The organism is Brucella intermedia LMG 3301 (assembly GCF_000182645.1).
GTDB classification, from domain to species: Bacteria; Pseudomonadota; Alphaproteobacteria; order Rhizobiales; family Rhizobiaceae; genus Brucella; species Brucella intermedia.
On record NZ_ACQA01000002.1, the window covers coordinates 1,510,655 to 1,533,827 of the forward strand.

Consider the following 23,173-nt stretch of genomic DNA (forward strand, 5'->3'; position numbering starts at 1 on the left):
ATTGTTGTGTCCAAGCTTTCAAATCAATCAATTGAACTCTTCGAAAGCCTTATCCGCCATGAGGTGGAAGACAAGACCATACCTTCAATTTCCTATGCACTTGTTGATCGGGACGGATTGCTGGCGGAAGGGCATATTCAGCATCCCGAACGACATTTCGAGATGAATGCTCGAACATGTTTCCGTATCGGTTCGATTACCAAAACCTTCACTTCGGTCGCGATTATGCATTGGTCGAGAAGGGCCTTTTAGACCTCGACGTGGATGTTTCTGAATATCTTCCAGGTTTTCAGCCTATCAATCCGTTCGTCGGTCGTGAAAGTGGGCCTTTCGGCTCCCATATCAGCCTTCGCAAGTTGATGAGTCATACCGCCGGTATCGTCCGGGAACCCAAAAGCGGCCATTATCTTGACGCCCATCGCCCTCCGCTTGCAGATACAGTGGCCGAGCTTGCAACTTCAACACTCAAACAGGACCCCAGCGCCGGAACCATGCATTATTCCAACGCCGGAATTGCGGTAGTTGGACTGGTTATCGAGAAGGTAACACGCAAGAGCTATGCAGACTATATAACTGACAATATCCTCAAGCCTCTCGGTATGTATGACACCTCCTCGGGTATGGCAGAGGGTATTCGCGAACGTCTCGCGCCTGCTGAGATGTGGACTATAGACGGGGATAGTCCCGCGCCGGTCTTCAGCCTCGGTGGTTCTCCTGCTGGAAACATTTTCTCAACTAACCGTGACATGGCAAGCTACGCGAGATGTCTTCTGCGCGGTGGTTTTACGCCCAATGGTCATTCCGTTATCAGCCCTGCTTCATTGCGGGAGATGTGGACGCCGATTGGAAGGCGACCAACCGGCCACGACCGAACCCAGAACGGCTATGGACTGTGTTTTGGTGTTGGCGACATGGATGGCTGGACTTCAGTTGGACATGGCGGAGCGGTTTATGGTTATGCATCCCAGATGACCTTGCTCCCCCGTGCTGGATTTGGCGTTCTTATCTTTGCCACACTGGATTTTGCCAATCAGATTGCCTCGCGCCTGGCTGGCGATGGTTTGCGTATTGCATTGTCGGAAAATGGTATGGGCAAGCGCCCGCACGGCGTCCAGGTGCCGCCCGCTATAACTGACGAGCAGTTTGCCACCCTTCCAGGCCTTTACCGTCAGGTTGAAAGTGGTGAAGTTATCGAGGTAAAGGAAAAGGCAGGCAAACTCTATCTCATGGGAGAGGGTGTGCCTCTGCAAATTCGTCCGAAGTCCAAGAACCATTTTGTCATTGACGGTCGCATCTACGGTCGTGGAGCAGACTATCCTCATATGGATGTCTCGTTTCCCGAACCCGGCAAACTCGATTGGAAAGGTCAGGAGTGGCTGAAAGCCGATAGCCTTCCTACAGAGCAAGTTCCAACGGAAATAGCCTCTCATCTGGGCAGATACGGGCCAGACTTTAACATCACATACCTGACTTATAGCCACGGCCAACTCAAATGCCTGATCGAGTATTTCTGCACGCATACTTGCGAACCTGTCGATGGCAACCGGTACCGCATGCGCGGGTTGCTTTATGAAGAAGAAATACTGGAGCTGGGCGCAACTGACGAGGCCGGGCGAACCGGTATACGGGTCGGACCGATGTTTCTGGAACGTCGGGAAGCCGGAAAGGCCGCCTGAAAGAGGGCTCGCGGCCAGCCAAGTTAGTCTCAGAATATTAACGCACCTTCGGGCGCACGTATGCGGATAAGGAGCGAAGTCATGAAAATATTCATAAGCGCGGATATCGAAGGTACGGCTGGTATCACCAACTGGGACGAGGCGCGAAAAGGGCATGCTGACTACGAAGAGTTTCGCGAATATATGACAGACGAACTGGTCGCCGCCTGCGAGGGTGCACGGGCAGCAGGTGCGAAGGAGATCGTGGTAAAAGATGCACACTCTACCGCGCGTAATCTGATCCTCTCGAAACTTCCCGACTATGTTCGCATCGTCCGGGGCTGGAGCGGGCACCCCGACGCCATGATGTTTGGTATTGACCGCAGTTTCAGTGCGGCGCTGTACACCGGTTATCACAACAAGGCTGGCACCGATACCAATCCGCTAGCTCACACGTTGACTGGCACTGTTTCGCGAATGCTGATCAACGGCGAAGTTGCTTCTGAATTCACGCTGAACGCCCTCTGTGCGGCACGCTATGGCGTACCTTCGACGTTTCTTTCGGGGGATTCGGGAATGTGTAGCGAAGCGCATGAATTCGTGTCTGGTATTCGCACGGTCGCCACCAGCGAAGGACATGGCCCCGCAACCTCCTCTTTGTCACCGCAGGCTGCCGTTAAAGCAATTCGCGACGGCGTTGAGCGGTCGTTATCGCGCGACCTGTCCAAATGCCTTCCAAAACTCGCAAACACGTTCGAGCTCATTGTGGAATACACAAACCCAATCGAAGCCTATCGAGGCAGTTGGTATCCGGGGATCGAACATCCGGCCCCCCGCACACTGCTTTTCAGAGCTAATGACTTTTTCGATATTCAGCGTGCAATTCGATTTGTCGTCTGATTATGCTGAAATTTTGCAACTGTGTCTGAGTTGGGCTTTGATGCGTCGATTTATTGAGGTTCGTGTTGAGATTGTAACGAGCGTCGCACATGGTCTTGACTGTAAAGAAGTATGGTACTCGCAATCGAGCGCCATAATTCGATCTATCAGGACCAACAGGGAAGGCGAACGACACAGTGACTGCCACATTGTGTGATCTTGCCCGCTGAAAAATGCCAAGCTGAAGCGTTTCGCTGCGATTTTACGAGAAGCCATTAAAACTCATTATACCAGATTGAGGCTTTTCATCACTTTGCGCAGGGTTGAAACGCTTTGATAGCCCGCTTCCACGCTCGCCATGGCCAATGGGACACCTTCAGCCTGACGACGCATGACATGGGAAGCACGCAGGCGCTGACGCCATTCAATAAAGCTCATCCCAGTTTCCTGGCGAAACTTGCGCGTCATCGTCCGGCGGCTCATGCCCACCTCTTCAGCCCAGTCATCGATGGTAAGGTCCAGACCCGGATTTCCAAGAAGATTCCTGCACAGCTTTCGGAGCTGCTTTTCTGTCGGAAGCGGTACCGTCAAAGGCTGCCTGCCCGCGCAGCGGATTTCGTCCAAGATGAGAGCGGAAAGATGCCTGCCACGTCCGTTTTCGTCATAGAGCAGGGGCTCCTTGGCAAGCGCCTGTATGCTGGCGTCGAGCAAGGCGGAAACTTTGAGGACCCGCGTCTCCTCCCATAAGTCGCGTGAAATGTTCTCTTCAACATAGACCGAATACATTTCCGTTTCGCCGAACGTTTCCACCGCATGCGGCAGATCTGGTCTCAATAACACCGCGTAACCGCTTGGAAGCATGAACGCGCCCTCTTCGGTCAGCGCCGTCATGTAACCGGTATTCCCGTAGAGCAATTGACCGCGCCGATGACTGTGCCAGCCAAAATTCATGCCGGTTTTATATTCACGCCGCATGACCGCCAGAGGCCGCGGTAAATTCTGATAGTCGATGGCGTGTTTCGGTCGCATGCAGATTTCCGTTTGGCCCAATTTGACTGAAATTGTCATATTTAGCGGAAATTGCAGAATTTTGACCCAATTGCAACGGAGTTTGGCCTGACTCCATCAAGGTTGCTGAAATATATTCAGCTGCGTAACGCGTTCATTGATAAGCACAAATTAGAATTATTCTGAAATTCGAGTTTGCGCAACGCCAAAATCATCGCATAACCCGCAGCCACGATCAGCTAGCGGGAGAAAGTGCCGTCGGCTGGCCGGGCGGCAAGGAGAGCCGAATTGAATACGAGTGGTGCTGCGCGCAAACAGGGCACAACGAACCCACGCCGGACGAGCGTCAAGTCTCTGCTGGAAACCGTAATTTTGGGTGGTGCGGCTTCCATCGCAATCGCATCGCCATCCGCAGCGCAGGAGACCGGAATCCTCAAGCTCGACACGATCGAGATACAGACGTCGGATGGGAAAGGTCCGCGTGCTCCTGTAGAAGGTTATGTTGCCGAGCATAGCCGTGCCGCAACCAAAAGTGACGTGCCGATCCGGGAAGTCCCCCAGTCTATTTCGGTTGTGACCCGTGACAACATGAACGACCGCGCGGTGCAGTCGGTCAGCGAAGCTATGCTCTATAGCGCCAATGTGAACGCACAGCGTTATGGTGCCGATGTTCGTTCGGACTATTTTACGGTGCGCGGCTTTCCGGCCGATCTTTATCTGGATGGCCTGCGCATTCCCCAGATTGCCAGCCAATCTGGCGGCTATTCCGGCTTCGTCGTCGAACCTTATTCTTTGGAAAGCGTGGAAATCCTGCGCGGCCCGAGTTCCGCCCTGTTCGGTCAGAGCAATGTGGGCGGCATCGTCAATATGGTCAGCAAGCAGCCGCAGGCCGAAGCTTCGCGCGAGATTTATCTGCGCGGTGGAAGCTTTGAACGTAAGGAATTCGGTGCCGATATTACAGGGCCTATCAACAACGATCCGCGCTTCACCTATCGTCTGAACGGAATTTTCCGCGATAGCAACACATCCTATGATCTGGGCAAGAATGATCGTATTGCAATCAACCCCAGTTTCGCCTGGCGGCCGGATGCTGATACCAGTCTCGTGGTTTCCGGCGGCTATCTGAAGGATGATATGGGACAGGCCGGCGTCATAATCCCGGCCTATGGCAGCGTGTTGCCAAACCCGACCCGACAGACGATCTCACGCGACTTTTCCGATGGAGATCCGCGCAATGCGATCTACAAGAAAGAGATCGGTTATGCGGGCTACGATTTCGAGCACCGTTTCAACGACACGTTCACTCTGCGCCAGAATTTTCGCTACTCGCATATGAAGACGGATTATCGCAATCTGTTCACAGGCGTCATCCCGACAAAGGGCTGGGACGGGCATACGATTCCCCGCACCAACTATCTGGCCCAGCCCGAACTGGATGCGATTGCCTTCGATACGCAACTGGAGTCGCGTTTCGATACGGGACTGGTGGCTCATACGCTTCTTGTGGGCTTCGATCAGCAATGGCAACGTCTCGACAATTATACTGCCTCGGCAAGCGGCCCCACGCAGGATCTTTTCAATCCGACCTATGGCCAGCCTCTCGCGGAGCTGTCGCCGACAACGCGGCTTTTGCAGAAGCAGTACCAGACCGGCATTTATGTTCAGGACCAGATCGAAGTCGGCAAATTGCGTGTCACGCTGGGCGGCCGCAAGGATTTCGTCAGCATCCGTTCCGAACAGACCGCACTCGCATCAGGGAAGACCACGGATTACGAACAGGATCCGGACAAGTTCACAGGCCGCGTGGGGGTGGCTTACCTGTTCGATTCAGGCCTCGTTCCATATGCCTTGTACTCGACTTCGTTCCTCCCGACATTGACACTCGCCGACACGCCGCTCAAACCTACTACCGGCACCTTGAAGGAAGTGGGCGTGAAATATGCACCGGAGGGAGAGGATTACACCGTCACACTTTCGGCTTTCGAGGCTGAGCAGCAGAATGTCGTGAACCGCATCTCCGGGGTTTATTACCAGACGGACGAAGTGCGGGTTCGCGGGATCGAGCTTGAAGGAACTGCACGTCTCTGGGACAGGCTGAACCTCACCGCTGCATTGAGCTTCCAGGACCCCGAAGTCAGCGAAAGCCAGAATCCTGACCAGATCGGCAAATTGCCTTATACCGTGCCGAAGAACCAGCAATCCTTGTTCCTGAGCTACGACATGCCGTTGCCGGGCAATATCGAAGGCAACCTTGTCGTCGGTGGCGGTGTGCGTCGCATCGGAAAGACGGCGGGCGACACGCTCAACACCTTCTATGTGCCGTCCTATACACTGGTGGACGCGTTTCTGCGTTACGACATCGGCAATTATCGTTTGCAGGTCAATGCTTTCAATCTCGGCGACAAGAAATATGTTGCCGGCTGCAATTCCACCAGCCAGTGCTATTATGGTCAGGGTCGTTCCATCGTCGCGACGACGAGCGTTCGATGGTAACAGTTTTTTCTCGGCGTGATATTCTTGTAGGGGCGGCCTTGGCTGCCCTTACATCTGTCGCCCGCGCAGAGTCCTCGAAAGTTGTAACGCTGGAATGGGCTGCAACTGAAACTCTCCTTTCGCTCGGCATTGTTCCTGTCGGGGCTGCCGATCTGGCTGGGTATCGCCAGTGGGTGAACATTGGGAACGATAAGCTTTCCAGTGCGGTCGATGTCGGCGGGCGTCAGCAGCCAAGCCTTGAGGCCTTGATGCGTCTCAAGCCCGATCTCATTGTCACATCCGCATTGCGCCATGGCGCCATTGCAGATCGCCTGAACGAAATTTCGCCAACCTTGCTGCTCGACGAAGGTTCCGAAAAGTCCGACTTCTACGACAACATCAAAGCCGGGCTTGTGGCTTCGGGCAAAGCGGTGGGGCGAGAGCCGGAAGCACGTGAGGAATGGGTCTCTTTTGAAGAGCGTCTTTCCTCAGCGCGGTCGAAGCGCTTGCCGCAGGAAACCAGGATTGTCATTGCGCAGCCACTGCCGGGCGTCGCCCGTCTGCGCATCTTTACATCCAATTCCGCCGCGATGACGACGCTGTCAAAAGCCGGATTTTCCACGGCTGTCGATCTTGGCAGCCAGTCCTTCGGTTTCACCACGCTGGGGCTGGAAGATCTCGCCGTGCTCGATGCTGACACGCATCTCTGTCTTCTTGGCGATGAGCCTTCGCGGGAACTGACGGAAAGCGCCCTTTGGCCGGTCCTGCCAATGGTGGCGAGCAATCAGGTGCACGCAATAGGTCCTGATATCTGGCCTTTCGGGTCCACACGGTCGATGTTGCGTCTGCTGGATCGCGTGGAAAGCGCGCTCCCCGCCTGACCCAAACGCGATGAGCATTATCTTACGCAAAACCATTCTTGCGGGCGATGGTCCGGCATTCCGGGCCGGATACAAGCAGAGGTTATCGCGATTCACGGCGCATCAGCAGAATGAATAACGGCGCTCCGATGAAGGCGGTGACAATCCCTGCGGGAATTTCCTGCGGCGCTATCAGGGTTCTTCCAAACATATCCGCGAAGGCGGTGAGGATTGCTCCGATAAGCGCCGTAACAGGCACGAGCTGGCGATAGCGGGCGCCGCTGCACAACCGCGCGGCATGCGGAGCGATCAATCCCACGAAGCCTATTGCGCCAACCGTCGCCACAGCACCCGCCACCGCGAGCGAGGCCAAAAGCATCGTCCATATTCGGGCGGACATTGTGTTGAGACCAATGGATTCCGCTTCGTCCCGCCCCATTGCCAGAATATCGAACCACCGTGCGAGTATCATCATCAAGGGGATGAGGACGAGCCAGGGAGCAAGTGCCGTGACATCCTGCCAGTTGCGGCCGTGCGTGGACCCCGCCAGCCAGGAAAGCGCCTCGGCGACCTGCAATTTGGCTTCAATGACGATGATTGTGCTGACCGCCGCGAGACTGGCGGCGACCGCAATGCCGGTCAGCGCGGTGCGCTCGGGCGACATCCGGATCGAAAGAAGCGAAATGCACAGGACGACCAGGCCTGCACCGAGCAAGGCGAGAAGCGCGAATAACGGGCTGCCGGGCACGACCCCGATCAAAAGTCCGGCAAGACCGGCAAGCGCAGTCCCTTGCGACAGGCCCAAGGTTTCCGGACCCGAAAGCGGATTGCGGGTGACGAGTTGAAGCAGCAGGCCAGCGCATGCAAGCAATGCTCCCGCCCCCATGGCGATCAACACGCGCGGCATGCGCAGGGCGTAGACGGTATTCCAATCGGTTTGCCAACCGGCCACTCCGTCACCGAAGAGCAGGCCGAGCAGGAAAGCCGCCACCATCAATCCGGCGAGAACGGGATAGAGCACTGTTTTCCGCTGAAACAAAACCTTATGCGAAACGACGTTTGCGCGCGTACGCGTCTCCCCTTTGATCCTGCGAAGAACCAGAATCAGGACGGGGGCAGCGAAACAGGCGACGAAAACTCCAGCGGGGATGATCGTGCCATGGCTGCTCAACAGCTGTGCCGCAACATCGGCAGCCAGAAGTGCGACAGCCCCCAAAAGCGCGGCTGCCGGCAGAAGAAGACCGTGTTTGTGAAAACCAACAGCCCGCAGGAAATTCGGGACGGCGAGGCCAATGAAGCCAATCGGTCCCGCGATGGAAACCGCCGCGCCGGAAAGGACGACCGTAGCCAGCAAACCGATGATGGCCGGCGCTTTCCCAAGGCCGAGACCCGAGGCCATGTCGTTACCGAGCGCCATAACATCGAATTGTCGCCCCAGGAGTGCAAGCAGCAATATTCCGGCTAGTATTGCTGGCGCCAGCGAAGCAACCCTGGTCCAGCCGGATTGCTCCAGAAGACCGGAAGACCACAAAAGAATGCCCGATGCCCGATCGTCGGCCATAAGCACAATCGCTGATGAAAGAGCCGAGAAGGCGAGGGAGATTGCCACCCCTGCAAGCGCAAGCCGAACCGGCTGCGCGCGCAATCCGCCTCCCACCAGAAGACAGAGACCTCCGCCGATAGCTCCGCCGAGGATCGTTGCGAGAAAGCCCGGAAATGCGAATGGAAGCAATAGACTGGCAATAATGAGGGCCAGCTGGGCACCGCTGGTGACAGCCAGTATGTCGGGTGCGGCCAAGGGGTTGCGCAGCACCGTCTGCATGATCACGCCCGTGGCTGCAAGGGCGGCCCCGACAAGAACAGCGGCAAGAGCCCGGGGCAGGCGGATGGTTTCAATGATGATCTGCGCCAGCGACTGGGGCCGCGACGGCGCTTGCAAAACGTCGGACAGCGTGACGTTACCACTGCCGACAAGGAGTTCGGCGATAATCAGCCCCAGCAGTAGCACCGACGCCAGTAAAAACAGGCCGAACACATGGGTTCGGGGCTTGGCAGCTTCCGCGACGGCGTCCCGTGACCTCATCTCGCGGCCTGATTTTGATCATCGACAATCCAGCGCGGCAGACAGAAGGAGATCGGCAGCACAGGGTGGGCGATAACGTCCATGTCGAATTCAAAGGCTTCCTTGAGATGCTGTCTCGTCAGGACGCTTTGCGGGTCGCCGGAAGCCATAAGCCGCCCCTTGCGCATTAGAATGACATCGTCAGCCAGCTCAATTACCTGATTGAGATCGTGAAGTACGGCTATGATGGTGAGATTACGCTCTCGGTTGAGCTTTTTCAGAAGAGTTAGAAGCTCGGACTGATGCCGTATATCGAGAAAGTTCGTCGGCTCATCAAGGAAGAGTACGGAAGGGTTCTGCGCAAGAGCAAGGGCAACCCAGGCCCGTTGCCGTTCGCCGCCCGACAATGAAGCGACCTGCCGGTGCCGAAGGTTTTCCAGTCCGACCTGTGTGATCGATTGTGCGATGATGGCCCGGTCGGCCTGCCCCAGGCGCGAGAGCAGCCCCCGATGAGGATGGCGACCATTTTCAACGAGTTCCTCGACCGTAAGGCCTGCCGGAACTTCAGGCATCTGCCCAAGTACTGCGACCTTTCTGGCAAGTTCGTGGCGGCGCATGCCACTGATGTTCCGTCCTTCGAAAAGCACGGTGCCCTGCGAGGCTTTTTGCAAGCGTGCCATGCAACGCAACAATGTGCTTTTGCCGGAACCATTGGCGCCGCATATCGCAGTTATCCGACCGGCGCTGACAGAGACATTAACGGATGTCAGCGCAGGCGAACCGTCATAGTCGACGGATAAATCGTTGACCTGAATGACTGCCGGCTTCGTCTCCATTCTCGAATTCTGTTCCGGCAAGGTTCACGCGGCTTTCATTGAAACTAGGACGATCTGAAATAATAACTTTTCTCAACAGAGGCAAGCGGGTTCCTGATCGCGCAGAAATGGTCAAGTCAAGCTATTAAACAATATCTCCTCGCAACCGCGCCTGGGCGAACGAACCCGCCGCGTAGAGACGGTTGCTAGGGCGGTTCCTGTTCTGACAGAATCGCCGGAACCGCTCTAACTATTTGTTTTATCGCATTATCCAACGCAAAACCGTTTCACACTTTTGCTGGAAATGCTCTATGGAAAGCGGTAGATTGTAGCCGCTAATTGGCCCAGCAATAGCCGAAAGCGCAGCCGGAAATGGTTACTTTCTGGGATACTGCGAAGGGGTTTTCATTCTCAAGCGCGATGCGGATCAACCGAGACCGGTCACGTGGACGGAACATGTTCTGGAACTCCGCGGGCAGGGCATCGGCAACGGTCAATATAGTTTCGATTTTACCCTTGGCAGACTGTGCTCCACCGGAAACATTCACCGTCATGCCTTTGCGGACATTGAACAGATATTCATCCGGCAGGTATGCGAGAATATAGGATTCTCCGCCATTGATCTGCATAAGCTCGTCACTGAACTTCACCACCTGGCCCGGGAGAGGCACCTTGGCGCCCACGGTTCCTGCCATGCTGGCACGCAGGAAACCCTGATCATAAATCCCATTCAGTTTGTCCATCGCCTGACGATAGATGGCACGCGATTGCTGAAGGAGCTTCAGTTCGTTTTCCGTAGCTGCCTTTTCGCTTTGCAGTTGGGCAACACGTTCAGCGGCTTGCAGGCTGTTGCGAAGCGCGTCGTCCTTGGCAAGCGAAGACACGATGCCTTTCCCTGAAACAGTATCGAACTGGCTCGAAGTGCCTTTCGTTTCGCGTGCGGTGCGCTCTGCCAGAGGAAATACAGCAGTGATGGAGCCGAGTTTGCCTTGAAGCTGCCCCTCACGGATAGCGAGATCGCTGTCCCGGAAGGCGATATTGGCGAGTTCCTGAATCATCTCGAATGACTCAATGCGCGCAAGCTGCGTACCGGCTTGCACTTCATCACCTTCCTTGACAAAAACCTCTGTCACCTTGCCTGGATAGTTGGCGCTAACCAGATAGCGCTCTTTCAGGACAGTGCCATCGATAGACAGGACGAACATGTTGCCGATGAGGTAATAAGCGAGCGAACCTAGAAAAACGAAGACCAGGCCGAGATAGATCATACGCCCGAGTTTTCCGGAGGACGAGCGCTTCTGAGCATCGAGAACATCGATGCGAGTTTGTTTGCGTAGACGTTTCACTTGATTTTCCGTTTTTACCAGGGACGTTGCATGCGGACTTTCACCGGTGTGTAATTGTCACGGTGAGAGCCGGAGAACACCCATTCGTCAATATAGGCAATGAGTCTGACGGGGCGCATGACATAAGTCATGAACAGGGAATAACCCGGCAGGAACAAGAGGTTGCGCAGGAAAACATGCCGACCCGTACACCAGGCGGAAGCAGCCAGAATGAGCACATCGATTGCCAGCAGACCGATCTGCATTGCGATCAGGATTGCTGGTGTGAAGGCTCCATACTGGATGAACAGCCAGACCAGATAGACCGGGAAGATAAAAGCTCCCACGACGTTGAAGAGCAGGAAATCCCACTGATGGACGGCCTCGGTGATCCGGAATGCGGGCGATAGCGGGTTCATCAGCTGAACGTGCTTGCGATAGCGAATCCAGATCGCGTCGCGTTCCCACCGCAGGCGTTGCCGTATGTACTGATAAACAGTCGTAGGCACATCGGTATAACACACCGCCTCGGGGGCGTATTCGATCCGCCAGCCCTTCAGGCGAAGTCTGATTGTCGTATCCAGGTCTTCCCCGCCGCCAACATCAAAGCCACGGATGTCGTCCAGAGCCTTGCGCCGGAAAGCACTGAAGGCGCCTGACGCGCAGACGACCTGATTGACCGCGCTGGCAATGCGCTTGCCGACTGCAATAGATTGCAGGTATTCGATTTCCTGAAACTGGCTGATAACACTCGCATCGCTGTTGCGAGGAGCGATATCCCCACAGACGGCGCCCACTGCAGGATCGGAAAACGGCCTCAGCAGATATTCGAATGCGTATCGGTCGAACGAACAGTCACAGTCGACATTGATTATGATATCGCCCGAAGCGTAGGCGCATGCTAGATTGATGCCGCTGGACTTGCCGCCGCGCAGACTGGTGGATAGCACTTTCGTTGCCAGTCCCTGTTTGACGAGGGATTGAGCGACCTCGACCATGCGGTCAGTAGAACCGTCGCTGACGATGACGATCTCAAAGTTCTGTATAGACTGCTCGTGCAGAGAGCGGACGCAAGCCTCAAGCGCATCTTCCTCGTTATGCCCCACGAGAATGACACTGACGCTGGGATGCTCGCTGGCCGTGCCGTCTTCTTCGATCAGCGCCTCGGCATCCGGCGAACGCATGACCATTCCCGCCACGAGAAATGGCAGGATGTAGCGTGGAAATTCGAAGATCAACGTGTACCAGAAGACCGACATGATACTAAGGGTCGTCTGGCTCAGCAGAAATGCGAAGCCCAGTTCCAGCGTGTTCACGGTCAGCCTCTTCCGAGACGTTGTTTCACCGTCAACACGGGAGACAGCTTGACACGTAGGACTTCCTCGCTGCTTCGCACGGTGTCCTGCAACTCCCGCTCAAGGACCGCATCAAAGCGTTCTGCCAGAAGATAGGCCATATCACCATCTACAAAGAGCGAAGCGGCAACGCCCAAACGGTTACGCAGATTCTCGAAAAAGAGATCCCGGGACTTGTCGAATGTGGGGCGGCCATTGACCGAGATTACCTGTTCGCCATCGGCGAACCGAATTTCTGCCAGGGCTGCATTCGCACCCGCGGATGCATTGATGCGGTCGATCTCTCTTTGCAGCGGAACTGGTAGAGAAGAGTCGGTCACGGAAAGCCTGCCCTCCAGAAATGCCGCACCGGCGTCCGTCAGGAGATAGCTGTGGAGATCCACTTGCTGGATTGCTTCACCATCCGTACGGGCATTGCAATCCAGACAGACGAACCCGACTTCGACTTCCGACGATGTAGCTTCACATGTGTTGCAAGTATACGCTTCGCCCGGGCGATCGTAGTCTTTCCCGTAGTTGCGAAGCTGGCGCTGGCATTTGGGGCAGACCAGCGACATTCCCTGCCGGAATTGCTCTTGCGGCAATATGGTCGCACAATGGAAATGATGAATGAGCGGACTTTCGCGCAGATCGGCCGAGCGGCAGGATGGGCATTCCTCGCGGACGGACAGACGACGCGAGTGGCAGTTTGGACACTCGTGCAGCCGATCGAAGAAACGCCGTTTCAGGAACCCGCGCAACACAAGGCTTTCGGCAAGCGGGACGATCTTCCCGGCCGAGTAGAATCCCGGATAGCAGACGGCTTCCGGTGCCAGCGGATAGCGCATTGCTCGCAGCTCTTTGTTCGAAACGTACATGTGCGCCAGCAATTGGATCTCGGGATCCACCGACTGACGGAACTGCAGGGTCAGTGCGTCCCCCTGCTGACGAAACTTGAGGATGCGCCGGGCGGTTTCTGTCCACGTCCGGGGCTCTTGCAGGTCGAAATGCGCGTCAGCAAAATCGCCGGCACGCCCCTTGAGGTCTATGAGCGGGGACTGAAGTGAGCCGACAAAATCGCGAATGTTGTGCAGAGGCGACGAACGCCGCTCGTCGGCGAACAGAATGGCATCGACATGCCCGTCTGCGTCCGTGTCAAATAGCAGGCCGAATATCTCGTCCAGATGTGCAGGCATACGTGGAAACCAACGGGCGGTAGGTTTCCACGTCAGGCCATTGTCCTGCCAGACGGCGCGGATCTGGTTGGCAAGTTGCTCGGGGGTGGCGAACCCGCCATGTGCCAGACGTTCGTGGCCATTCGTAGGAAGAGTCATTCTGAGCTCGTAGTGATTAACGTGATGCGATTGACCGGGCCTCAGAGAGGCTCCAGTTCTGTGACGGCTATTGGGACATCCAAGATGAACCGAGCCTGAACATGTTCCTGAAATGCGTTGTTCCCCCCTTTTAGGGGGAGAAATCGCAGACCTCATATAAACAGCAATCGGAAAAAGCAATGGGGTGAATGTGGCGATTATGCAACTTTTAGTGGACCGCGTTTATCCACGGTAACGATCCGCTTCAGATAACGTCCAAATTGAATGAGAACGTGAGATGAGAACGTCTCGATAGACAATTCTCTAAAGTCCCCGGGACCAACCGTCACCGGATTGGAACGACCGCGAAAACCTCATTGCCTTCACTGAACTCCTGCTCTCCTCAGAAACCTAGCGCCTTGCGTTCGTAATAAGAGTGATTGAACGGGCTGCCGCCGTCACAAGAGGCGCATATTTCTCTTCTGCTTCCTCTGGCGTATAGCGGCTGCGAGATACAGCAATATTGATTGCGCCATAGGGATGGCCCCGAGCGTCCAGAATAGGCGATGCGAAGGAAAGATCGCCGTGGAAATATTCCTCAAATGCAGTTGCATAGCCCTTGGCTGCGGCTTGCTTGAGCTTTGCATTCAACTCGTCGCGATTCCATGTGGTGTGGGGTGTGTAGGGATGCAAATGAGAGCGATCCAGCACTGCGTTCGCTTCATCTTCCGACAGGGCCGAGAGGATAGCAATGCCGGGTGCCGTGCAGTAAGCCGGTAGACGCATGCCGGTGACGACATCGTTGTTCAATACATGGCGGCTCATGAATCGCTGGACGAAAACGATGTCGGTCTCGTCCAGAACGGTCAGGTTTACCGTCTCTTCCGTGGTTTTGCTCAGGTGAAGAAGATAAGGCGTACCCCGTTCGACGAGCACACTGGCGCGGCTGTAATGGTAGCCGAAGTCCAGCGTCTTTACGCCCAGTTCAAAACGCTTCGTTTCGCTGCTCTTGGTCAGATAGCCCAGTTTGGTGAGTGTATAAGTGAACCGCTGCGCCGCTGAAATATCCAGCCCGGTCTCTTCCGCGATCTGAGACAGGCTGAGAGTTGGCCTGCTGCCATCAAAGGCCCGCAAAACACGAAATGCTTTTTCGACGGATTGCACGAGCAGTGGATCGCGATCACTGCCCACGCTTTCATTGACTGATTTCACTGACTTTTCCGCTTTGCGTACCATCAAAAACTCGCCTGAGATAATCGTCGTTTAATAGCAGAATTATCAAGAATCTGAAAAGATGCTTGACATTATAATACAATAAAATCACCATAACATAATAGTTATTGCAATGCAATAAAAGATTTGTAAGCGCATAACCCCAAAGGGAGAACACAATGGATCGCTTTATCCTGACTGAGCGTCGAGGCGAGGTCGGCATCATCACGCTCAACCGTCCCCACATCCTCAATGCGTGGCACAGCGCGATGCGCCGCCAGCTCATCGAGGCTTTCGATGTGTTTGAAGGCGACGCCGATATCCGTGCGATCATTCTGACCGGGGGCGGCGACCGTGCGTTCAGCGCAGGTCAGGATCTCAATGAAACCCGGACGTTCGATGCCGAGCGCGGCAAGGAATGGGTTGGCGAATGGGAGCGTCTTTATGATCGCATGCGTTCGCTCTCCAAACCACTGATCGCGGCGCTCAACGGTGTCGCTGCCGGGTCTGCCTTTCAGGTAGCGCTTCTCTGTGATTTCCGTATCGGCCATCCGGCCGTCCGCATGGGCCAACCGGAGATCAATTCCGGCATCGCCAGCACCACCGGCCCGTGGATCATGCGCGAGATCATCGGTCTTGCCCGCACCATCGACCTCACGCTGAGCGGGCGCCTGATGGATTCCGAGGAATGCCACGCCATCGGAATCATAAATCGCATTGTCGATCAGTCCAAGGTCCTGGATGAAGCTGTCGCGCTCGGACGGGAACTCGGCGCCAAGCCGCCGGTAGCCATGCGTCTCAACAAGCAGCGTTTCCGCGAAATGACGGAAGCAGGCTTCCGCGACTGTCTGGCTGCGGGATCGCGCATTCAGAAGGAAGCCTATGCATCGGGTGAACCGGCTCGCATGATGGAGCAGTTTCTCGCCGAGCGTGCGGCCCGCAAAGCTTCCTGACCAACCAATGTCCGTCCGTCCCAAAAAGGGGCGGACGGTTTGATATCGCATACCGAATGACATGCCGGAGGGAAAACAATGAAAAATGGGAAGACGATTACAATTCATCGCCGGAATCTACTGAAGCTCGGAGGCGGGCTCGGCATAGCACTTGCTACCCCGGCCATTCTTACGCGTCGGGCTTCAGCCGCGGAGCCACTGACGGTAGCCGATCCGGGTGGACCTTACAGCCCCGGCTATCGCAAGGCATTCTATGATCCCTTTGAGAAGGCGACAGGGATCAAGGTGGTCAATGTAGCGCGCGATGCCGAACCTACGGCGCAATTTCGCGCCATGGTCGAGACCGGTTCCTATAGCTGGGATGTCTGCACGCTGACGCTATCAGCACGCGATATTCTCCAGAAGCGTAATCTGCTCGAGCCGATCGGTATTGTCGCCGCCGATGCTCCGGGCCTGATGCCGGATTCGCTGACCGAAGTCTGGCTCGGTGTAGATGTCTATTCAACGATCATGGCCTATCGCACCGACCGATTTGACGATGCGGCAGCGCCAAAATCCTGGGCGGACTTCTGGAACGTCGAAAAGTTTCCGGGCCGCCGGTCGTTGCGCAAGAACCCAATCGATACGCTGGAACAGGCATTGCTCGCCGATGGCGTTCCGCTCGACAAGCTCTACCCGCTCGATATTGAGCGCGCCTATGCCAGCCTCGAAAAGATCAAGCCGCATGTGGATGTATGGTGGACGGGCGGCGCCCAGTCGAGCCAGCTTATCCAGAGCGGCGAAGTGGACATGATCGCCTTGTGGAACGCACGTGCGCAAGCCGTCATCGATGGGGGCGCTCCGGTGAAAATCGGCTGGAACCAGGGCCTTTATTCCATCGAAGGTTGGGGTATCCCCAAAGGATCGCCGCGTGCCGATATCGCCCGTCAGTTCGTCAAGTTCTGCACCGATCCGAAACAGCAGGCGCTGTTCACGGAGTTTCTCGCTTACGGCCCGACCAACCTGAAGGCCTACGAGCATATTCCGGCGGAACGGGCATCGTCGTTGCCGACCTTCGAAGCCAATCTGAAACAGATGAGCATCGCCAGCGAAGACTGGTGGAGCGCCAATCGTTCGGAAATGACCGAGCGCTTCAATGCCTGGATACTTGGCTGAGCTGCACTTGAGCAAAGCTGAACCTGGGCGACCCATGCGGTCGGACTGACTACGCAATATGAAAAACAAAAGATGGAGCAGCGGCCGGCGAGGTCGCTGGCTCCGGGTTTAAGGGGAACGACATGCTTGCCAAACCCGAACACGCTCTTGAGCCGAAACTTCTCGTTGACGGACTATCCAAGCGCTATGGCGAAACCATCGCGCTCAAACCGACAAATATTGCGGTGAAGCCGGGCGAGTTCTTGACGCTTCTTGGACCCTCGGGGTCCGGTAAGACGACGCTCCTTCAGATGATCAGCGGTCTCGTTCTGCCGAGTGAAGGCCGACTCTTCATCGATGGCAGGGACGAAACGGATACGCCGGTGCATAAGCGCGATATCGGCCTTGTTTTCCAGCATTACGCGTTGTTTCCGCATCTTACTGTCGAGGAAAACATCGCCTTTCCGCTAAAGATGCGGGGTCAGAAGTCTGCTGACGTCAAGGCTCAGGTGCAGCGCACGCTGGATATGGTGCAGCTTGGTCATCTTGCCTCGCGATTCCCGCGTGAGCTTTCGGGCGGCCAGCAACAGCGCGTGGCTCTCGCCCGCTGCTTTGTCTACCAGCCGTCCATCATTCTCATGGATGAACCGCTGGGAGCGCTCGACAAGAAACTGCGCGAGCATATGCAATTCGAAATCAAGCAATTGCATCGCCAGACAGGTGCCACCATCGTTTATGTGACCCATGATCAGGAGGAGGCACTTGCTCTCTCGGATCGCATTTGCCTGATGAACCACGCAATGGTCGAACAGATTGCGCCGCCGCAAGAAATCTATTCCCGTCCCACGACAGCCTTTGCCGCAGACTTCATCGGGATCTCCAACATATTTCGCGGCAATATCGAAACCGGCAGTGACGGTCGCCCGCACCTTTCGACCAAAAATGCGAAGCTTCTTCTCGATAAGGCATGTGACATTCACGATGGCGAGATGGCGCTGGTGGTGCGGCCTGAACATATGGAACTCGGCGATGCCGGCGCAAATCGCGTTCGCGGCCGGGTAGCGGAAGTGGTCTATGCAGGTTCTGAAACGCGCGTATTGGTGGATGCAGCCGAAGCGCGCCTTCTGACTGTACGGGTGCTGCCGGGTCGGCCTATCCCAGCGCTCGGCGAAAATGTTACCCTGAGCTGGCAGCCGGAAGCGGCTGTTCTGGTGACGCCATGAGTGTTGCTGCAGTTTCTCAGGCGGGTACGACACGTGCTCGCTTCCGTTTCGGTCCGCTTTGGCTGGTCGCGCCGGGACTTGTCTTCCTGATCATTTTCTTTCTGGTGCCTGTCGCGCGGCTGATGGGCTTGAGCTTCGAAAACGCGGACACCGGTGCGATTACGGGAGCGCATTACACGCGAATTTTCGACACGGATGTATATTTTCGTGTTTTGCTTATCACGTTTCGCATTGCGGCCCTGACCACGATGTTCTCGCTTCTGTTCGGCTATCCGCTCGCCTATTGGCTGTCGCGCCTGCCGGAGCGCAAGCGCGGCATGATGATTTTGCTGGTGATGGTGCCGTTCTGGACGAGTTATCTCGTTAAGAGTTTTGCGTGGGTTATTCTTCTTGGACGCACCGGGGTTATCAATCAGCTTGGTCTCGGTTCGGGCGTGATAGGCTCGCCGTTGGAAATGTTACACAATGAGTTCGGCGTCATGATAGGCATGGTTCATGCCATGCTGCCGCTTGCCGTATTGACCATGCTGCCAGTCATGAGCGGGATCGACCGCAGGCTCACACAGGCTTCGGGCACGCTGGGGGCGGATTCGGCCAAGAGTTTCTGGCTGGTTTATTTCCCGTTGTCCCTGCCGGGCGCGGCTGCGGCCGGTCTCCTCACCTTTATTTCTTCCCTCGGCTTCTTCATTGTTCCCGCCCTTTTGGGCGGACGCCAGCAGACCATGCTCGCGCAGTTGATTATCGTCCAGGTGCAGGAAATCCTGAACTGGGCCTTCGCGGGGGCGCTGGCTGCCATGATGCTGGTCGCGGCCCTTGTCACATGCTGGGTCTATGATCGCGTCTTCGGCCTTTCAAGCCTTTCAGGTGATACGGGAGCTGCACACAAAGGCAAGAATGGTATTCTGCGAAATATCGGCTTGCGTATTCTGGAAATCAGTGCACTTGCGTCCAGCCGCATTGCCATGGCTGTCCGCACTTTGCTCGGACAAGCCATCACGAAGCGTCTATTGGGAATTTACTGCTTTCTGTCCTGCGCGTTTCTGATGCTGCCGACGCTGATCGTGATCCCGATTGCTTTCACCAGTTCGCAGTTTCTGGAATTTCCGCCTCCCGGTTTCAGTCTCGACTGGTTTCGAGCCTATTTCACCTCCGACCTCTGGTTATCCGCAACCGTGCGGTCGTTCGGTGTGGCTTTTGCAACGGCAATCCTCGCGACAGTCATCGGCGGCTTTGCTGCGCTGGCGCTGGCTCGCTCGCGGTCCCGTTGGGCCGGGCTGATATTCGCATTCTTCCTCGCTCCCATGATCGTTCCACGTATCGTTATCGCGGTCGGCCTGTTTTATCTGTTCGCCCAGATCGGCCTTGTGGCCACGAATACCGGTCTCGTGATCGGTCATACGGTACTGGCCTTGCCCTTTGCCTTCGTTGCGATTGCGGCAATCCTGAAAAATTATGACTGGCGTCTTGATCAGGCCGCGGCAACGCTCGGCGCGAACAAGGTACAGGCGTTGCGTTTCGTGACCGTTCCGCTCATCCGTAGCGGTCTGACCGCGGCATTTCTCTTCGCCTTCATTACCTCCTTCGATGAACTGACGGTGGCGATCTTTGTCAGCGGCGGCATAAAGACCACTCTGCCCAAACAGATGTGGGACGACATGATCCTCCAGCTCAATCCGACGCTCGCAGCGGTATCAGTCGTCGTATTCCTCATCGTCACAACACTTCTTCTGGCGGCGGAAAAACTCCGCCGCTCCTCCTGACCAAACAGAGTGCCTCCCATGACTATGAAATTTGAAGGCTTCCTTGGAAGCTTCCTGACCAAGGCTGCGCAAAAGCCGGACCAGAACTTTGCACTTTTCAATGGCCAGCCGATCACGTTTGCCGCCATTGACCGTCAATCGGCGGCGCTTGCATCGCATTTCAACGCTCGTGGACTGAAGCGCGGTGATCGGGCCGCCGTGATGATGCGTAACTCAGAACTTTCGTTGACAGTGTTGTTCGCCCTTGCCCGCGCAGGCATCGTGTGGGTGCCGGTTAATGCGCAGCAGCGCGGCGAGGGGCTGCGCTATATTCTGGAACATTGTGAACCTGGCGTGGTCATCTGCGACCCGGATGCGCAGGAAACGATCCGCGAATGCGGTGCGGAATTACCAGCGCATGCCTTTATCCTGACTTCCGGGGAAGGATCGTTACAGGATATTGTCGCTCAGGATGCGTGGGGCCCAGCCGAAGAATTGCCGGTGGCGGACGACCTCTTCGCAATCATGTATACGTCCGGCACTACCGGGCGGCCAAAGGGGGTACTTGTTACCCACGGCATGATGCGTCTTGCTGGAGAAGCGGTACGGCAACTGACTTTGGTGCGTCCGGGCGACGTATTTTTTGTCTGGGAGCCGCTTTATCACATCGGTGGTGCGCAGCTTATTGTTCTGCCGACGCTGGAAGACGTCACACTCGCGATGGTCGACCGGTTCAGCGCCAGCCGCTTTTGGGCACAGGTCCGCGAATATGGAGCAACGCATATCCATTATCTGGGCGGCATTCTGCAAATTTTGCTGAAGCAGCCGGAGCGCGCTTCTGATCGAGATCACCCCGTGCGCATCGCCTGGGGCGGCGGGTGCCCGAAAGAAGTCTGGCCGCTTTTCCGCGACCGCTTCGGGGTGGAAATGCGCGAATGCTACGGCATGACTGAAGCCTCCAGCATCACCACCTGCAACGATAACGGAACAGTCGGTGCTGTCGGCAAGCCAATGCCGTGGTTCACGGTCGAGCTTCTCGACGAAACAGGAAAGCCGGTGGCTGACGGTGAGAAAGGTGAGATCGTTGTGCGGTCTTCCATCGAAGGCGCGTTGTTCCAGGGATATCTGCACAACCCTGAAGCGACTGCAAAGACATTGCGCAACGGCGCGCTTCATACCGGCGATTCCGGTTCGTTCGATGCGGATGGCAATCTCTGGTTCCATGGTCGACTGACCGACAGCGTGCGCTGCAAGGGCGAGAACGTTTCGGCATGGGAAGTCGAACATGTCGCCGGAGCCTATCCATCGGTGGAGGATTGCGCGATTGTCGGCGTTGCCGCCGAAATCGGCGAGCAGGACATAAAGCTGTTCGTCAAGCCGAAATCCGGCTGCGAAGTTGATCCGGGGGCGCTTTCGGAATGGCTGACGAGCCGTCTCGCGGCCTATCAGAACCCTCGTTACATTGCGGTGGTCGAGGAGTTCGAACGCACACCGAGCCAACGCATCATGAAGCACAAATTGTCAAGGGACCTTGGCGATTGCTGGGACCGATATGCGGCCGCGGGTCGGTAGCCAAATCGCAAGCGGCTCATCATAAGAGCGGGAAAACGCTGAAAAGTTGGCTTTCGCGGATTTCGCGAAGGCCATGACATTTGATCATGGACGATCAAGAAGTCTTCGCAGCCTCGTGTTCGAGGGCTGCCGTTGTTGCAAAAGCAACACTGTGTTCCTTCCCCTGAGGCTGGTGCTTCGACCCAAACTCATCATACTGAAGCATAGCGCGTATGAAGAAAAACAAGGAGGCCCGCGTGAAGGGGAATAATGTATTTGCGATGCGCCATATCTGGTTGCACGCGTTTGTACTGGCAATCATCTGTATTTCCGAACTGATCGGTATACGGAAAATATCCATCGGCATCGGTGCCGTAATCTTTCTGCCGATGCTCTATGCCTTTGCTCTCGGTGTCATCCTGAATCCAAATATCTTGAAGGCGACGGGGAAAGTTCTGAAGTCTGACTCGGTCAAGCTGTCAGGCACAATGATCACCATTGCTATCATGCCGTTCATCGCCAAGTTCGGAACGACGGTCGGTCCTCAGATCGAGAATATTATTGCTGCCGGACCTGCTCTCGTTTTGCAGGAGATTGGCAATCTGGGAACGATTGCCGTCGCCTTTCCTATCGCCGTTTTCCTGCTGCGCATGGGACGGGAGACCATCGGCGCAACCTATTCGATTGACCGGGAGCCTAACTTGGCCCTGATTGCTGACAAATATGGTCTGGACAGTCCGGAAGGTGCGGGCGTGATGGGAGTCTACGCTACCGGAACTCTGATTGGCACGTTCGTTTTTGCCTTGATGCCGCCGCTCGTCAACAGTCTGGGGCTTTTTGATTTTCGTGCGCTGGCCATGTCGTGCGGTGTCGGTTCGGGCAGCATGCTTGCGGCCTGCACGGGCGGTCTGGTCAGCGTCTTGCCGGAACAGAAGGATCTCATTCTGGCGCTGGCTGCCGCCAGCAACATCCTCACCTATGCGACGGGACTATATGTCGGCCTGTTTGTGGCGCTGCCGCTCACGGAATGGCTCTATAAAAAGTGCCGCCCCGAAGAATATCGCGACGCGGCGTAAGGGAGAGACTGATGACTTCAAAATCAGTGAAAAATACGATCGACCATCTGACCCTGTCTGTCGAGACGACTGACGAACGCAAGATCGATATTGTAGAAAATGCCTTGCTTCTGGTTATTGCCTGCTTTCTCGGATTAGTCGCGAACTGGGTCGGCACGGGCGTGACACCTGCACAGGCGCTGCCGGGCATGGCGGTGCTTTACGCTGCATCCATCGGCGGCTTGATATTGGCCCGTTATATGCCTTTCTATCTGCCGAGCGTTGCCTGGGTTTCCCTCATTGCCATTGTCATCACCATTCCCGGCGTCCCCGGATCGGAGTTTGTTCTGGCGAAAGTGGGGGAACTGAACTTTCTCGCGCTGGCAACACCCGCGCTGGCCTATGGCGGTCTGGCGTTGACGCGCAACGAATTCGAGATTGCTCGCCGTTCCGGCTGGAAGATCGTCGTTGTCGCTATCTGCGTGATGATCGGCACTTACCTTGGTTCGGTAATCATCGCAGATCTGACGTTGCGCATTACGGGTTAAATGCATCATGGCAGGCTCGATCCGCGGGCCTGCCA

General features: G+C 56.0%; 17 protein-coding genes and 1 pseudogene. 11 read left to right on the forward strand and 7 right to left on the reverse strand.

Annotated elements, in window-relative coordinates; all coding sequences use genetic code 11:
- Positions 1 to 63: 63 nt before the first annotated feature.
- Together OINT_RS19545 and OINT_RS19550 are read left to right on the forward strand one after the other, a co-directional pair.
- Positions 64 to 1,676, forward strand: a pseudogene (locus tag OINT_RS19545) (serine hydrolase domain-containing protein).
- An 81-nt stretch (positions 1,677 to 1,757) separates the two neighbouring features.
- Positions 1,758 to 2,555 (forward strand): M55 family metallopeptidase, encoded by a 798-nt coding sequence (locus OINT_RS19550; RefSeq protein ID WP_006470748.1) that lies wholly within the window; start codon positions 1,758 to 1,760, stop codon positions 2,553 to 2,555.
- A 264-nt stretch (positions 2,556 to 2,819) separates the two neighbouring features.
- On the opposite strand, the gene OINT_RS19555 is transcribed toward OINT_RS19550, so the two are convergent.
- Positions 2,820 to 3,602 carry an AraC family transcriptional regulator gene (locus tag OINT_RS19555; protein WP_006469639.1) on the reverse strand — a complete coding sequence of 261 codons (783 nt, stop codon included), beginning with the start codon at positions 3,600 to 3,602 and terminating at the stop codon, positions 2,820 to 2,822.
- A 228-nt stretch (positions 3,603 to 3,830) separates the two neighbouring features.
- On the opposite strand from OINT_RS19555, the gene OINT_RS19560 reads away from it, so the two are divergent.
- Positions 3,831 to 6,035 carry a TonB-dependent siderophore receptor gene (locus tag OINT_RS19560; protein ID WP_006470744.1) on the forward strand — a complete coding sequence of 735 codons (2,205 nt, stop codon included), beginning with the start codon at positions 3,831 to 3,833 and terminating at the stop codon, positions 6,033 to 6,035.
- Complete coding sequence (locus tag OINT_RS19565) at positions 6,029 to 6,895, forward strand: iron-siderophore ABC transporter substrate-binding protein (protein WP_050791032.1); 867 nt, start codon at positions 6,029 to 6,031, stop codon at positions 6,893 to 6,895. The genes OINT_RS19560 and OINT_RS19565 overlap by 7 nt, the downstream gene beginning before the upstream one ends.
- A gap of 82 nt (positions 6,896 to 6,977) precedes the next feature.
- On the opposite strand, the gene OINT_RS19570 is transcribed toward OINT_RS19565, so the two are convergent.
- From OINT_RS19570 to OINT_RS19595, 6 genes are all read right to left on the reverse strand, one after another.
- Positions 6,978 to 8,957, reverse strand: coding sequence for an iron ABC transporter permease (locus OINT_RS19570; protein ID WP_006469642.1), 1,980 nt, complete (start codon positions 8,955 to 8,957; stop codon positions 6,978 to 6,980).
- Positions 8,954 to 9,772: an ABC transporter ATP-binding protein gene (locus tag OINT_RS19575; protein ID WP_006470742.1), complete on the reverse strand. Its 819-nt coding sequence runs from the start codon at positions 9,770 to 9,772 to the stop codon at positions 8,954 to 8,956. The genes OINT_RS19570 and OINT_RS19575 overlap by 4 nt, the downstream gene beginning before the upstream one ends.
- 314 nt (positions 9,773 to 10,086) lie before the next feature.
- On the reverse strand, positions 10,087 to 11,097 hold the full coding sequence (locus OINT_RS19580) for an HlyD family secretion protein (RefSeq protein ID WP_006469644.1): 1,011 nt from the start codon (positions 11,095 to 11,097) through the stop codon (positions 10,087 to 10,089).
- A gap of 14 nt (positions 11,098 to 11,111) precedes the next feature.
- Positions 11,112 to 12,392 carry a glycosyltransferase family 2 protein gene (locus OINT_RS19585; RefSeq protein WP_006469645.1) on the reverse strand — a complete coding sequence of 427 codons (1,281 nt, stop codon included), beginning with the start codon at positions 12,390 to 12,392 and terminating at the stop codon, positions 11,112 to 11,114.
- A 2-nt stretch (positions 12,393 to 12,394) separates the two neighbouring features.
- Positions 12,395 to 13,744: a TackOD1 domain-containing metal-binding protein gene (locus OINT_RS19590; RefSeq protein ID WP_006470740.1), complete on the reverse strand. Its 1,350-nt coding sequence runs from the start codon at positions 13,742 to 13,744 to the stop codon at positions 12,395 to 12,397.
- Between the two features lie 390 nt (positions 13,745 to 14,134).
- Positions 14,135 to 14,959, reverse strand: coding sequence for an IclR family transcriptional regulator (locus OINT_RS19595; RefSeq protein ID WP_006470739.1), 825 nt, complete (start codon positions 14,957 to 14,959; stop codon positions 14,135 to 14,137).
- A gap of 155 nt (positions 14,960 to 15,114) precedes the next feature.
- Between OINT_RS19595 and OINT_RS19600 the strand changes: the two genes are divergently transcribed.
- The 7 genes from OINT_RS19600 to OINT_RS19630 all read left to right on the forward strand — a co-directional run bounded on the left by OINT_RS19600 (position 15,115) and on the right by OINT_RS19630 (position 23,138).
- The gene (locus OINT_RS19600) at positions 15,115 to 15,888 is read left to right on the forward strand and encodes an enoyl-CoA hydratase/isomerase family protein (RefSeq protein ID WP_006469648.1); all 774 of its coding nucleotides are present in this window, start codon (positions 15,115 to 15,117) and stop codon (positions 15,886 to 15,888) included.
- Between the two features lie 78 nt (positions 15,889 to 15,966).
- A complete protein-coding gene (locus OINT_RS19605; RefSeq protein ID WP_006469649.1) occupies positions 15,967 to 17,043 on the forward strand; it encodes an ABC transporter substrate-binding protein in 1,077 nt (358 codons plus the stop codon).
- Positions 17,044 to 17,165: 122 nt separating this feature from the next.
- Positions 17,166 to 18,245, forward strand: a complete 1,080-nt coding sequence (locus tag OINT_RS19610) for an ABC transporter ATP-binding protein (protein WP_006469650.1) — start codon at positions 17,166 to 17,168, stop codon at positions 18,243 to 18,245.
- A complete protein-coding gene (locus OINT_RS19615; protein ID WP_006469651.1) occupies positions 18,242 to 20,005 on the forward strand; it encodes an ABC transporter permease subunit in 1,764 nt (587 codons plus the stop codon). Before OINT_RS19610 ends, OINT_RS19615 begins: the two co-directional genes overlap by 4 nt.
- A gap of 18 nt (positions 20,006 to 20,023) precedes the next feature.
- Positions 20,024 to 21,556 (forward strand): AMP-binding protein, encoded by a 1,533-nt coding sequence (locus tag OINT_RS19620; protein ID WP_036564777.1) that lies wholly within the window; start codon positions 20,024 to 20,026, stop codon positions 21,554 to 21,556.
- Positions 21,557 to 21,768: 212 nt separating this feature from the next.
- Positions 21,769 to 22,611 carry a DUF3100 domain-containing protein gene (locus OINT_RS19625; protein ID WP_006469653.1) on the forward strand — a complete coding sequence of 281 codons (843 nt, stop codon included), beginning with the start codon at positions 21,769 to 21,771 and terminating at the stop codon, positions 22,609 to 22,611.
- An 11-nt stretch (positions 22,612 to 22,622) separates the two neighbouring features.
- Complete coding sequence (locus OINT_RS19630; RefSeq protein WP_006470737.1) at positions 22,623 to 23,138, forward strand: hypothetical protein; 516 nt, start codon at positions 22,623 to 22,625, stop codon at positions 23,136 to 23,138.
- Positions 23,139 to 23,173: the final 35 nt, after the last annotated feature.